6 protein-coding genes are annotated in these 14,985 nt (G+C 72.1%); all 6 read left to right on the top strand.

All coding sequences use genetic code 11. The annotated features are described in order from the left end of the window. The first annotated feature begins 652 nt into the window (after positions 1 to 652). From ACQPZO_RS00190 to ACQPZO_RS00215, 6 genes are read left to right on the top strand one after another with little or no spacing between them, the layout of a single operon-like run. Entirely contained in the window at positions 653 to 1,378 is a 726-nt protein-coding gene (locus ACQPZO_RS00190; RefSeq protein WP_433345893.1) for a hypothetical protein, read from the top strand. After that, entirely contained in the window at positions 1,375 to 2,658 is a 1,284-nt protein-coding gene (locus ACQPZO_RS00195) for a M20 family metallopeptidase (protein WP_433345895.1), read from the top strand. The genes ACQPZO_RS00190 and ACQPZO_RS00195 overlap by 4 nt, the downstream gene beginning before the upstream one ends. Continuing rightward, positions 2,655 to 3,374, top strand: a complete 720-nt coding sequence (locus ACQPZO_RS00200; protein ID WP_433345896.1) for an SDR family oxidoreductase — start codon at positions 2,655 to 2,657, stop codon at positions 3,372 to 3,374. Before ACQPZO_RS00195 ends, ACQPZO_RS00200 begins: the two co-directional genes overlap by 4 nt. Positions 3,375 to 3,380: 6 nt before the next feature. Continuing rightward, positions 3,381 to 4,418, top strand: coding sequence for a Gfo/Idh/MocA family oxidoreductase (locus ACQPZO_RS00205; protein WP_433345898.1), 1,038 nt, complete (start codon positions 3,381 to 3,383; stop codon positions 4,416 to 4,418). 7 nt (positions 4,419 to 4,425) lie between these two features. Next, a complete protein-coding gene (locus ACQPZO_RS00210; protein WP_433345900.1) occupies positions 4,426 to 9,420 on the top strand; it encodes an amino acid adenylation domain-containing protein in 4,995 nt (1,664 codons plus the stop codon). Next, the gene (locus tag ACQPZO_RS00215) at positions 9,417 to 14,972 is read left to right on the top strand and encodes an SDR family NAD(P)-dependent oxidoreductase (protein ID WP_433345902.1); all 5,556 of its coding nucleotides are present in this window, start codon (positions 9,417 to 9,419) and stop codon (positions 14,970 to 14,972) included. The genes ACQPZO_RS00210 and ACQPZO_RS00215 overlap by 4 nt, the downstream gene beginning before the upstream one ends. Positions 14,973 to 14,985: the final 13 nt, after the last annotated feature.

Raw genomic sequence — 14,985 nt, forward strand, 5'->3', positions numbered from 1 at the left:
AAGCAACACCCGTTGCGCGGGTCCGAAGATGGCGTGACGGAATTGCGGCCCGCAAGAGCCCTCCCGCTGCCCGCACACAGCCGACGCGGACCGCGTCCGCTGCCGAAGATTTGCATCAAACCCAGACATCACCGACGGCACCGAGTTGCAGACTGAACTGCGTTGATGACCCTCGGTTCAGCGATTGACAGCATCCGTAGCGCAACCTACTCTCCATCAGACCAGGGGTGGAGCCTGCGTTCGGTCGCAGAGCAATTGCTGATTGCTATAGGGGTTCAAGAATTGTCGTGTTCGGTTCGATCGAGTTCGGTCGAACATTAGCAACTGGACGAGCGGCCTCCGGTGTCCGCGCTCGGAAGATGACTGGCGAATACGAGAAGATGCATAACCGTGGTGCGGGTGACGCTCGGGTGGTCCGAATCCCTGCCGAGTGGGGCGACTGTGAAGGCGACGCTCCCGGCGATGGAGCGCACGCACCGATGAACGGCGGCACGCCGATGGGCGCGACTCCGGAGCCTGTGCTTCGAGGGCGTCCTGGCCATCAAGTGACCGCCGCCCCGTTCCCACTGGCCGCCCGCACCCCGCCACCGGCGGTTCCGGGTCGGCCCGTGTCCATCCATCCGCCCGCCCTTGCCGGCAGTGAGGAGACGTCGTGACGACACCCAGCGGGGACAAGGCACCGATCCCCAAGGAGAAGTGGTGGAGTGAGACGGAGAGCCCCAAGGCGTGGATGAGCGTCCGGGACGCCGATCTCTACGAGGCACTGCTGCACCGGGTCGCCGAGCTGCGGGCCGGTGAACCCCTGCGGGTGGTCGAGTGGGGCGCCGGCCGGAGCACGCTCTGGTACACGTCCTTCCTCGCCGCGCTGGGAGTGCCGTACCGGTGGCTCGCCCTCGAACACCACGGGCAGTTCTTCCAGGAGAGCCTCGCCCCGCAGCTCAACCAGCGCCCGGACGCCGTCGCGGTGGACCACGACGACGCCGACGCGATCCGGGCACTGCTCGCCACGAACAACACGGTGGCCGTCGGCTTCGGCGCGGGTGACCTGCGGCCGTTCCTCCCCGGCCGGGAGGCCGACCGGCACGCCGATCTCGACGCGTACGTCTCCCTGCCCAGCCGCCTCGGCCTGGAGTGGGACATGGTGGTCATCGACGGCCGCAAGCGCCGCCGGTGCGTACTGGAGGCTCTGGAACTACTCGACCCGGCGGGCTTCGTGCTGCTCCACGACGCCTGGCGGACCCACTACCAGTGCGCCTGGTCGGAATGGACCAGTGGTCGGCGCTTCGGCGACGAGTGGTGGATCGGTTCCCGGGCCGACACGGACTTCACCGACGTGTTGCCGTGGCACGCCTTCGAGAGGCATGCAGAGCTGCCATGACCGCCGCGACACCGGCCGCCTCCCGGCCCTCAGGGCACGCCGCGCAGGTCGACGCCTGGCTCGCGCGGCACCGCCCGGGCTTCGTGGCGGACCTGATGCACCTGGTCTCGATCGACACCCGGTCGCCCCGGGAGAGCGACGCGTACGACTGGCTGGCCGGGTACTTCACCGCGCTGGGCGCCGAGGTGACCGCCGAACCGCGCCACCCCGCCCTCGCCGGGCACGGGGCGGCCAACCGGAACGAGCACAGCACGTTGTCCGCGTCCGAGCGGGCCAACCTGCACGTCCGGTTCCCGGCCGACGCCGGTCTTTCCCGGGTCCTGTTCAGCGCGCACGTCGACGTCGTACCACCGGCCGCCGACTTTCCCGACGGCTTCCAGCCCCGGGTCAGCGGTGACGCGGTGGTGGGCCGGGGCACCGCGGACACCAAGGGCAACATCGTCATGCTCGCGGCGGCGCTGCGCTGCGCCGCCGACCTGGGGCTACCGCTGTCCCGGGCGGTCGAGCTGGACCTGGTGGTCGAGGAGGAGATCGGCGGCAACGGGGCGCTCTCCACCATCCTGCACGGACGGGACGTCAGCGAGGTGGTGGTGCTGGAACCCACCGACCTGGAGGTCCTGCACGGGCACCGGGGCTGTCTGGAATTCACGGTGCGGATCGGCGGCCGGGCCAGCCACATGGGCGGCGACGGGGTGAGCGCGATCGACGGCGCGATGGAGTACGTCGCGGCCCTGCGGGGGCTGGAGGCGCGGCTGATGGCCGAGGCCATGGCAGACCCCGACTTCGCCGGGTACGCCCGCCCGATGCAGATCAACGTGGGCCGGATCGCCGGTGGCGAGTGGCACGGTTCGATCCCCGCGCTCTGCTCCGTCGGCGGCGCCTTCGGCTTCCACCCGAGGTACTCCCTGGACGACGTCCGGGGCATGCTCACCGGCCTGGTGGCCGGACTCGGCGACCCCTGGCTGAGGGAGCACACCGACATCCGGTACGAGGGCATCCGCAACGGCGCGTACGTCGGCGATCCACACTCGGCGGTCGCGACCGACCTGCGCCGGGAGGCCCAGGTGGCGACCGGTCGGCAGCGGGCACCCCGGGCCTGGAGCGTGAGCTGCGACGCCCGGCTCTACCACGACCACCTCGCCGTGCCGACGGTCGTCTTCGGCGCCGGCCAGCTCGCCCACGCCCACTCCAGCGTCGAACAGCTGAGCATCGCCGAGTGGTCGCAGGGCGTCGCAACCCTGGTCGGCTTCCTCACCGCCGACCGGGAGGTGGCCGGGTGACCCGGGGCGTGGTGCTCGGCGCCTCGTCCGGCATCGGCGCCGAGCTGGCACAGCGGCTTCTCGGACGCGGTGACGAGGTCACGCTGGTCTCCCGGCGGGCCGTCACGCCGCCACCCGGATCGGCGGGCGTGTCGGCGCCCGCCGACATCCGCGACTTCGGGCGCCTCGAACAGGTATTCACCGACGCGTGCCGGCGGGGCCCGCTCGACTACGTGGTCAACTGCGTCGGGGTGGGCTTCTACGCCCCGTTGGGCGCGGACAACTCGGCGATCTGGAACGACATCCTGACGGTCAACGTCACCGGCCTGCTCAACCTGCTGTCGGTCGTCGACCGGACCTGTCCGGAGCTGGCCCGGCTCGTGCACGTCAGCTCGATGGCCGCGCACCGGGTCTCCCGTACCCCCGGCAACCTCGCCTACTCGGTCGCCAAGGCGGGCGCGAAAACGATCGTCGAGGAGTACCGGCGGTCGCTACGGGCCGACGGCCGGTCCACCAAAGTGTCGATGGTCTCACCGGGCTTCGTCGAGTCGACCGACTTCGGCCGGAACTACTTCTCGCGTACCGGCGGCGACACCGCGCCCCAACCGGACATCTACGGCGGCCACCGGAACCTCACCGCGGCGGACGTCGCGGACGTCGTGGCGTACGTCCTCGGGTCGCCGCCGCACATCGAGTTCCTGGATCTCGTCTTCTGCTCGCCCGAACAACCGGGGTGACCTCACGTGGAACAAGTCCTGATCGTCGGTCATGGGTACGCCGGACGCCGGTTCCGGACAGCGCTGCGCCAGCTCCGGCGGGAAGGCCTGCCGGTGGAGGTCGTGGGCGTCGTCGACCCCCGCCCCGACCAGCTCCCCGACGACCTGCCGGGGTACCCGGACCTCGCCACGGCCCTGCGGGAACTGCGCCCGACCGTGGTCTGCGTGACCGTGAACGAGGCTGACCACGCCACCGTGTTCCGGGCCCTCGGGCACCTCGACCGGGTCCTGGTGCTCGCCGAGAAACCCCTGGTCGCCGACCCGCGTGACGAGCAGTCCGTCGTCGCCGCGCTGAGCCACCACCAGTTCTCGATGAACCTCGTGGAACGGTTCAGCCCGATGGTCACCCGCTGTCGGGAATGGATGCGGGCCGAGGGACCCTGGACGGTCACCCGTACCGAGGCGTTCTGGGGCAAGCACCGCATCGGCGACTCGCGCCCCACCATGGGCGTCCTCTCCGAACTGATCCACGCGCTGGATCTCCTCGGTCACCTGTTCGGGGCCGACAACCCCGAGATCATCCGGTCGAACGGGGTACTCAGCGACGTCAGCCCGCACGCGACGAACGTCCTCGACAGCCTCGACGTGATCGCCCGCCACGGCGACGCCCCGATGCTGCTGCACACCTCGTACGCCTGGCCCACCCGGATGCGGCTGGTCACGGCCCTGCTGTGGTCGGAACACCGCGGAACCCACCGGATCGAGCTCGAATTCGACAACCCGCACTGGGACTACGACCGCCTGGAGATCAAGTCCATCACCCCGGATGGGCGGTGGACCACGGTGCTGCGGGATTCGACCGACGGGTCGTCCCTGCCGGCCGAAATCCGGGGGGTGGGCAAGGTGATCGAGTTCGTGCGGGCATCGCTGGACGGGTGGTGGCACGGGACCGGCAGCGACGACCTGGTCGACCTGGCCGCCGCGGAACGGTTGCAGGGCATCCTCACCCGGATCGGCGACTCCGCCGAGGACGGCCTGCTGGAAGCCCGATACGGAAGGGTGTGACCCGAGAATGCGCCAGCATGGTCGGCCGAGCCTGCTCGTGGAGTCGTTCGTCGCGTCCGCCACCGCGGACCCGGAAGTCGTCGCGGTGGTGGTCGGCGACCGGCGTATCCGCTACCGCGACCTGCTCGCCGACGTGCTCGACCTCGCCGCCCGCCTGCGCGACCACGGCGTCGGGGCGGAGACCCCGGTCGGTGTGTCGGCGGTACGGGACGCCGGCTTCGTGGTCGGGGCGCTGGCCGCGCTGGCGGCGGGCGGGTGTTACGTACCGCTGGACCCCACGCATCCTGCGGACCGGCTGGCCGCGCTGGCCCGGCGGGCCGATGTGCGGGTCGGGGTCGGCACCGCCTCGGAGCTGGCCTTCCTCGACGTCGTGCTGCCACCCTCGACGCCGGACGGTCCCCGGCGTACCGACCCGCCTCGGGCCATGGCGGCGGATGCGCTGGCGTACCAGCTCTTCACCTCGGGATCCTCCGGAGAGCCGAAGATCGTGCCGATCGAGCAGCGGTCGGTGAGCGCCCTGCTCGACGGGTTCGACACGGTCGCCCCGCCGGTCGGCCGGACCGTCTCGCTGTCCGTCTGCCCGTTCTCGTTCGACGTCTCCGTGTGGGAGTTGTTCCTCCCGCTGACTGTCGGCGGCACGGTCGTCATCGCCGACCCGGGCGTCGGGGGGGATCCGGAGGCACTGCTCCGGCTGATCCGCGAGCACGGCATCACCACCGTCTACCTGCCGCCGTTCAGCCTGGAACCGGTCGCCGACGAACTGGCTGCGGACGGTGCGCCACTGCCGGTGCACCGGATCCTGACCGGGGTCGAGCCCATCCCCCAGCGCACCCTGCAACGCCTCGCCGACCTGCTCCCCGCAGCGGTGATCGTCAACGGCTACGGCCCGACCGAGACGACCATCTGCGCCACGTTCCACGTCTTCGGCGGCGCGGACGACCCGGACCGGCGTACCCCGATCGGGCTGCCCGTGCCGGGGTGGGAGGTGAAGGTGGTGGACGGGGAGCGGGAGCCGGTACCCGTCGGTGTCGTCGGCGAGATCGTCGTCAGCGGCGCCGGACTCGCCCGCGGCTACCTCAACGACGACCACCTCACCACCCAACGCTTCTACCACGACCCCACCGGCACCCGCTGGTACCGCACCGGCGACCTCGGCCGCTGGCTACCCACCGGCACCCTCGAATACCTCGGCCGCCACGACAACCAACTCAAAATCCGCGGCTTCCGCATCGAACCCGGCGAAATCGAAGCCACCCTCACCCGCCACCCACACATCCGCGCCGCAGCCGTCATCGCCCCCACCACCCCCACCGGCCGCCGCCTCATCGCCTACATCGAAACCACCACCCCCACCGACCCGACCACCATCCGCCACTGGCTCGCCACCCACCTACCCGACTACATGCTCCCCGCCCGCATCCTCCCCATACCCACCCTCCCCACCACCCCCAACGGCAAGATCGACCGCACCGCCCTGCACCACCTCAACCACACCCCCACCCCCACCACACCCCGAACCACCACCACCCCCACCACCCCCCTGCAACGCCGCCTCACCGACCTCTGGCGCGACACCCTCGAACTCGACCACATCGACATCCACGACAACTTCTTCGACCTCGGCGGCGACTCCCGCCTGGCGATGGTTCTGGTGGGCCGGATCCGGCAGGCGTACGGCCGGGCCGTGACCGGAGGCGGCCTCCTGGCCCGGCGCACCATCGCCGAACAGGCGGCCCTGATCGAGCAGGCGGTGCCGGCCGGACCGGCGGCTCCGACCGGGCAGGGGGCTCCGGGCGGGCAGGGGGCTCCGGGCGGGTCGGCCGACGGCACCGGTCGGTCGGACGCCACGCCGGCCGCTCCCCTCGTCGCCCCGCTCTCGTACGGCCAGGAGGGGCTGTGGACGTGGCAGTTGCTGCACCCGGGAAGCCGTGCCTTCGTCCTGCCGGTGGCGCTGCGGATCAGCGGCGGCCCGGAATTGGCGCGGCTGGCCACGCACCTGTCCCGGGCGCTCGGCACGCACGAGGCGTTCACGGTGGAAATCGGTGACGACACCGGGCGGACCGAGCTGCGCCGCACCGACCAGCCCTGCCAGGTCGACGTCCACGAGCCGGTGGTCGCCACGGACCGGGTCGAGGAGTACCTGCACCAGACCTTCCAGCTCCTGGCCGGTCGGATCGTCGCCGAGGGGGGCCGGCTCTGGCGCGCGGTGGTGGCCCGCACCGAGGACGCCGGCCACCTCGTCCTGATCGCGGTGCACCACCTGCTGGTCGACGGGGCGTCGGTCAGGATCATCGTCGACAGTCTGCGAAACGAGCTGGCCGGCACCCCGGCACCCGCCTCGCCCGGCATGCTGGCCTTCGCCGCCGGGCAGCGCCGGACCGCGCCCGCGACCTGGGACGCCGAACGCGCCTACTGGCAACGGGAACTCGCACCCCCACCGGAGGCGCTGGACCTGCCGCTGGACCGATCCCGCCCGGCCCGGAGCGGCGAGTCGGGACGCAGCGTCACCGTCACGCTCGAACCCACCGTCACGGCGGCGGTCGCGGCCCTCGCCAACCGGCACAGGACCTCCCCGTTCGCCGTACTCCTCGCCGCCCTGGCCGCAGTCGCCCACCGGTACAGCGGGCAGCACGACTTCGCCGTCTCCGTGCCCGCCGCGGTGGACCGCTCCAGCCCGGACCTCGCCGACACCGTCGGCTACCTCGTGAACCTCCTCCCGATCCGGTTCGCCGTCTCGGCCACCACCACGCTGGACGAACTGGTCGCGGCGACCACGGACCGGCTGTCGGGAGCCGTGGCGCATGCCGCCCTGCCGTTCGAGGAGATCCTCGCCGCCGTGGCAGGGGGCCGGTCGGACAACGCCGAACGGCTCACCCGCATGGTGGTGGCCCAGGAGATGCCGGCCGGCCTGCCCGCCTCCGCCGACGGGTGGGTGCTCGACGAACTCCCGTTCGATCCGGGGGTTGCCAAGTACGAGCTGGGCGTCTTCGTGACCGAGCGATCCGGGACGATCCGGTTGCGCTGGGAGTTCGCGACCGACGTCCTGGAGGCCGCGACCGTCCGGCGGCTCAGCACGTCGCTGGGGCTGCTGCTGACGTCCACGCTCGCGGCGCGGCAGGAACCGATCAGCCGGATCAGCCTGCTGACCGACGACGACCGCGCCTTCCTGGAGCAGGTCAACCAGACCGCGTCGGACTACCCGGCGGACGCCGGACTGATCGAGCTCTTCGACGAGCAGGTGGCGCTGCGCCCGGACGCTCCGGCCGTGCGGGGCACGCGGACGGTCACCTACCAGGAGTTGCACGACCGGTCCGTCGGGATCGCCGCGCGGTTGGTCGCCGCCGGCGTCCAACCCGGACAGCCGGTACTCGTCCTGGTCGGCCGCTCTCCGGAGTTCCTGTCCGCGCTACTCGGTGTGCTGCGCGCCGGAGGCGCCTACGTGCCCCTCGACGCCCGGAGCCCGGCGGACCGGGTGGCGGTGATCCGGGATTCGACCGGCGCGGTCCACGCGGTCGTCACCGCCGAGATGGCACACCTGGTACCCGGGGACGTGGTCCGGATCGACCCCTGCGGCGCGACTGCGGCGACGCCACCCCCGGGCTTCCCGGCGCGCGGCCCGCAGTCGACGGCGTACGTCATGTACACCTCCGGCTCCACCGGCAGCCCCAAGGGCGTGGAGATTGTCGACCGGTCGGTGGTACGGCTGGTCCGGGGGCAGAACTTCGCCACCTTCGGGCCGTCCGACGTCTTCGTACTCGCCTCGAACCTGGCGTTCGACGCCGCCACCCTGGAGATCTGGGGCGCCCTGGTCAACGGGGGCAGCATCGCGGTACCCAGCGACACGACCGTCGCCGACCAGCGGGAACTGGCCGGCTTCATCGCCCGCACCGGCGTCACCGCCGGCTTCTTCAACGTCTCGGTGTTCCGGATGATGCTGGAGGCCGACCCGTACGCGCTGCGCGGCATGCACACCATCCTGGTCGGCGGCGAGGCGGTGCCGGGCCCGCTGATGGCCGAGGCCGCGCGGTTCCTCGACCACCGGAACCTGCTCAACGGCTACGGACCGACGGAGAACACCACCTTCTCCTGCTGCCACCGCCTGCTGGAGCCGCCGGCGCCGGACCGGCCGGTGCCGATCGGCCGCCCGCTGGCCAACTCCGGAGCGCTGGTGGTGGACGGGGAGCGGGAGCCGGTACCCGTCGGTGTCGTCGGCGAGATCGTCGTCAGCGGCGCCGGACTCGCCCGCGGCTACCTCAACGACGACCACCTCACCACCCAACGCTTCTACCACGACCCCACCGGCACCCGCTGGTACCGCACCGGCGACCTCGGCCGCTGGCTACCCACCGGCACCCTCGAATACCTCGGCCGCCACGACAACCAACTCAAAATCCGCGGCTTCCGCATCGAACCCGGCGAAATCGAAGCCACCCTCACCCGCCACCCACACATCCGCGCCGCAGCCGTCATCGCCCCCACCACCCCCACCGGCCGCCGCCTCATCGCCTACATCGAAACCACCACCCCCACCGACCCGACCACCATCCGCCACTGGCTCGCCACCCACCTACCCGACTACATGCTCCCCGCCCGCATCCTCCCCATACCCACCCTCCCCACCACCCCCAACGGCAAGATCGACCGCACCGCCCTGCACCACCTCAACCACACCCCCACCCCCACCACACCCCGAACCACCACCACCCCCACCACCCCCCTGCAACGCCGCCTCACCGACCTCTGGCGCGACACCCTCGAACTTGACCACATCGACATCCACGACAACTTCTTCGACCTCGGCGGCGACTCCCGGAGCCTCTCCGTCCTGGCCGCCCGGATCCGGGCGGAGTTCGACGCGGACGTGCGGGTCCTCGACCTGATGACGCACCCGACCATCGCATCGCTCAGTCGTCGGCTGAGCGGCGATAAACCGGACGACGACCGCCTGCGCGCGGTCGCGGAACAACGCGCCAAACGGCGAGAGCGGAGACGGAACCCATGAGCGCCCGAGAGGCAGTCGCAGACGACGACCGGATCGCCATCGTCGGGATGGCGGGCCGCTTCCCGGGCGCCGACGACGTGGACGCGCTGTGGGAACTCAGCGTGCGTGGCGGGTCCGGCGTACGGCGGGTGTCCGGCCGGGACGGACTCGTGCCGTACCGGGGCGTGGTCGACGGTGCCGACCGGTTCGACGCCACCTTCTTCGGCGTCCCCGCGCACGAGGCGCAGATGACCGATCCGCAGCAACGGATGCTGCTGGAGGTCGCCCAGCACGCCTTCGACGACGCGTCGATGGACCCGGCCAGGACCGCCGGGGGGGTGGCGGTGTACGCCGCCTGCGCACCCACCGCCACCACCGCCCCGGTCGACTCCGTGTCGGGCACCTACGAGTGGGTGTTGGCCACCTCGGCGGACTTCGCCGCCACCCGGCTCTCCTACCGGCTGGGTCTGCGCGGCGAGAGCATGACGGTCCAGACCGGCTGCTCGTCGTCGTTGGTGGCCGTGCACCTTGGGGTGCAGGCCCTGCTGTCCGGGCAGGCGGACGTCGTCCTCGCCGGCGGGGTGTCCTTCCCGGGCGACCAGGAGTCCGGTTACCCGACCGAGGAGGGCATGATCGCCTCCCCGTCGGGGCGGTGCCGCCCGTTCGACGCGGACGCGGACGGCACCGTACCGGGTGGCGGCGCCGCCCTGGTCGTCCTCAAGCGACTCGTCGACGCCGAACGCGACGGCGACCGGGTGCACGGCGTGATCCTGGGTTCGGGGACCAACAACGACGGCTCCACCAAGGTCGGCTTCATGGCCCCGTCCCCCACCGGCCAGGCCGAGGCGATCGCCACCGCCCACGCGGTCGCGGGGGTGGACGCCGGATCCATCGGCTACGTGGAGACGCACGGGACGGGTACCCAGCTCGGCGACGAGGTGGAGATTGAGGGGCTGCGCCGCGCCTTCGACCTCGATCCGGACCGGCCCGGACCGTGTCGCCTCGGCTCGCTCAAGGCGAACTGCGGGCACCTGGACCGGGCGGCGGGCGTGGCGGGCCTGGTCCGCGCCGTGCTGGCCCTCAAGCACCGCACCATTCCGCCGATGGCCGGCTTCGAGCGGGCCGATCCGGCTCTCGACCTCGACGGTGCCGGCTTCGAGGTGCCGTCAGCGCCGGTCAGGTGGGAGACGGACGGTACCCCCCGCCGGGCCGGGGTGAGCAGCTTCGGCGTGGGCGGAACGAACGTGCACGTCGTACTGGAGGAGGCTCCGGATCGGCAGCCGGCCCCGCCGGCGCCCGCAGGCGACGTGCTCCTGCCGCTGAGCGGCCATGTGTCCGCGATCGTCGCACAGCAGGCAACCGGGCTGGCCGGCTGGCTGGCCGCGCGGCCCGGATCCGACCTGGGGCAGGTGGGACGGGCACTCAGCCTGGACCGACGGGCCCGGGAACACCGATCCTGGGTGGTGGCCGGTTCACCCGCGCAGGCGGCCGGGGCACTCACCGCGACACCCGGGCCGGTGGTCGCCGCCGCCACCCCCACGGTCGTGTTCGCCTTTCCCGGCCAGGGCGAGCCCGTCGTGGACGGCATGGCGGAGCTCTACCGCACCGAACCAGTCTTCCGCGCGGCACTCGACGAGTGCGCCGAGGTGATCCGGGACCTGGCCGGCTTCGACATCCGCGCCGACCTGTACGGGCAGCACGACCGCGCCGAGTTGGCCCGGTGGTACGAGGACATGTCGCGGTTCCAGCCGGCGCAGTTCGCCGTGGAGTGGGCGACGGTCGAGTTGTGGCGTTCGTGGGGGGTGTCCGCCGACGCCGTGATCGGTCACAGCCTCGGCGAGATCGTGGCGGCCGTGTATGCCGGCGTGCTGAGCCTCGCCGACGGCCTGGCTTTCGTGGTCGAACGCAGCCGACGGATGGAGGAGGCGCCGCTCGGCGAGACGATCAGCGTCGCGCTGCCGGTACGGGACGTCGAGGAACGTCTCACCGGGGACCTGACCGTGGCGGCGGTCAACGGCCACGAGCTGACCGCGGTGACGGGACCGGTACCCCAGGTGGCCGCTCTCAAGGCCGAGCTGACCCGGTCGGAGGTGTTCTTCCGGCCGCTGAACATCCGCCGGTCGCCGCACGGCCCCGCGATGCGGGAGCCGGCCCGGTTGCTGCGTAGCTACCTCTCCTCGTTCGCGCTGGCCCCGCCCGCCGTCCGGATCGTGAGCAACGTGACCGGCGACTGGATCGGCGACCGGATCGCCACGCCCGACTACTGGGCCACCCAGCTCTGTTCGCCGGTCCGCTTCACCGAGCAACTCTCCCGGGTCGCCGAACTCGACGACGTCGTCGTGCTCGTGGTTGGCCCCGGCACCGGCCTCGGTCGCATGATCTCGCACGAGCTGGCGGGGCGGGTCCGTGCCGTCGTCGCCTCGGGCCGGGGTGCCGACGATCCGGGCGGCGACCGCCGGGCAGTCCTCGCCGCCGCAGGGGAGCTGTGGTCGCACGGCGTGGCGGTGGACCTCGCCCGGCTGGCCCACCCGTCCCGGTACGCGACGGCGCTCCCGCCGACCTGTTTCGACCACGGTCGACGGTGGCCGGTGGGGCAGCCGGCCCGCCGGGAGCGCAGTGCCCCGGCGGGCCGACTGCCGGACCCGGGTGCCTGGTTGTACGAGCCGGAGCGGACCCTGCTGAGTCTGCCTGCGGCACCGGCGGCGCCGTTGACCATCGCCTGGCACGGCGCGCCGGGGGCGCAGCACGACGCGTTCCTGCGGGCCGCCGTGTCCCGTGGGCACACGCTGGTACCGCTCGACCACGTCACGTCCGCCCCACCGGGTGAGGGCCCACGGGACGTGCTGTGGTGGCTCGGGAACGACCCGCACGACCTGCTCCGCCGGGCGGCGGCATTGGCCGACCTGCTCGGCCGGCAGGCGACCGGTACCCGGGTGTGGCTGGTGACCGGCGACGACGGGAGCGGTTCCGGCCTCTCCGCGAGGAACCTCGCCCACGCCGTGGCGCGGGTGCTGCCGCAGGAGAACGTGGGGTGTGCCTGGACCGCGGTGACGCTCAGTGCCCCCGTGCAGGGGCACGAGCTCGACCTGGCGGCCGGTCACCTGATCGACGCCTTGGCCGCCGGCACCGACGGCACAGTGCTCACCGTGGACACCACGGGCGCACGACAGCTCGGCTTCCGCCGGTCCTGGCCGCACTGGCGGGCCCGCCCGCTGCGGGAATCCGGCTGCTACGTGATCACCGGCGGGCTGGGGCCGGTGGGTCGCGCCATGGCGCTGGCCCTGGCCCGGGAGGTGCCGGCCACGGTCGTGGTGCTGGGCCGCCGGGCCGGGAATGCGGTCCACGACGAGGTGACCGCCCTGACGGCGCGGCTGCGGGAGGCGGGTTCGCGCCTGGAGTACCGGTCGGTCGACGTGGCGGACGCCGCCGCGGTCGTCGCCTGTTTCGCCGGCCTGCGGTCCCGGTTCGGACGGATCGACGGCGTGGTGCACGCCGCCGGCTTCACCGACCGGGCAGCGTTCCCGCTGGCGGCGGACGCCGCACCGGAGCTGGTCGAGGTCGTCGCAGCCGCCAAGGTGGACGGCGCGCGGGCGATCCACGACGCCCTCGCCCCGGACGACGCGGACTTCGTGCTGCTCTGCTCCAGCCTCTCCGTGGTCCTCGGCGGGGTGCGGTTCGGTCCGTACGTCGCGGCGAACGACGCGCTGGACGAGTTCGCCGCGCGGCGGTACGCGGCCGGTGACGACCGCTGGGTCAGCGTCGGATGGGACGCGTGGACCGACGGCGACGACGCCGTGCCGGACCCGGTTGGCCCGGCCCGGTACGCGCTGACCGCCCGGGACGGTCACGAGGTGCTCCGGCGGTTGCTGTCCGTAGGCGGTCCCGTCGTCTGGGTGTCCACCGGTGACCTGGATGCCCGCTTGGTCGAGGTCGCCGACCAGGTCGGCACGGGCCCTGAGGCGGCGGTGCCGGATGGTGCCGTCACCACGGCCGACCCGGGCGGCCTGGTTCGGGCGGTCCTGACCGAACTGCTCGGCGCGGTACCGCCCGACCCCGACCGCGACCTGCGACTGGACGGGCTGGAGTCGCTGGCCATCCTGCAGATCGTCACCCGGCTCCGGGACCGGACCGGGGTCCGGATCGCGCTCGCCGACGCGCTCCGCTCGCTGAGCGTGACCGGGCTGGAGGCGCTCGTCAGCCGCGTCGTGTCCGCCCCGGACCGGGCGTCCGGCTTCCTGATCACGCCCACGCCCACGGCTGCCGATCACCCCACGTCGAGTACCCAGCGACGCTGGCTGGAGCTGCTGCCCGAGGGGTACGGCGGTCTCGACCTCGCCGTCGAGGTCGAGACCGGGTACCCGGCCGAGCAGCTCGTCCGGGCGGTGGAACGGACGATCGACCGCCACAGCGGGCTACGTACCACCTTCCACCGCCGGGGCGACACCTGGCGCCAGTCGGTGACCCATGGTCAGCCCGTCAAGCTCGTGGACCTGTCGGCCTTCACCGAGGCCGAGCAGCGGGCCGAGATCAGCCGGCTCGTCCAGACCGCCGGGGACAGCTGGTTCAACTTCGGCCGGACCCCACCGTTCGAGGTCACCATCGCCCGCCTCGCCGAGGGACGACGCCACGCGATGCTGATCCATGCCCACCATGTCCTCTTCGACGGCTGGTCGTCGAGCATCTTCCTGCGGGACGTGGCGGAGGAGTTGGACTCGGAGCCCGGGAAAGCGCCCCTGCAGTACGTGGACTACGCCGCCGCGCAGTGGGACTACCTGCACAGCCCGGCGCTGCTGGCCGCCCGGTCGTACTGGCGGGAGCACTTCGCCGGGGCACCGGCACCGACCCGGGTGCCGGGCGACGTCGGTAGCGGGCCGGGCGACGCCGGTGACGGGACGGCCGACGACGACCGGGGCGACCTGCTCACCTTCACCCTCGGTGAGGCGACGTCGGCTGCGCTGCGGGACCGGTCCGCCGCCCTGGGCACCACCCCCTTCGGTCTCATGATGACCGCGTACGCGGTCCTGGTGCACCGGCTGACGGGGGACGACGACCTGGTGCTCGGCACCACTGCGGCGGGCCGCCCCAGCGCCGAGGCCGAGGAGATCGTCGGCGTGTTCGTCAACCCGCTACCGCTGCGGGTGCAGATCGACCCCGGGGTCAAGGTCGGGGATCTGGTGAGCCGGGTGCACCACAGCCTGGTCGGGTTCCACGACCACGGGAACTATCCCCTGGAGGACCTGGTCACGGCCGTTCCACCCTTTATCGGGCTGGGATTGAACGACACGTTCCAGTGCTATCTTCTCTACCAGAACTACTGGCGGCCCCAGGCGGGCGCAGTACAGTACCAGCCGATGCAGCTCGACACGCCGTATCATCACAAGGTGATGCGTGACTGGGAGATCGTTCTTGCGGAGGGAGAGGCTGGACTCACCGGCGAACTGTGGTACCGGACCAGCCGCTACTCCGCTTCCTGGGCCGAAGGGTGTGCCGCTTCCTTCCGGAAGCTCCTCGGCCGGTTCGCGACTGACGCAGAAATCTTCCGCAGCCCCGTGGGGGTACTGCTCGACCAGTAGAAGAGATGAAGGA

Origin of the sequence: Micromonospora sp. CA-111912 (assembly GCF_050948415.1) — a bacterium.
Lineage (GTDB): Bacteria > Actinomycetota > Actinomycetes > Mycobacteriales > Micromonosporaceae > Micromonospora.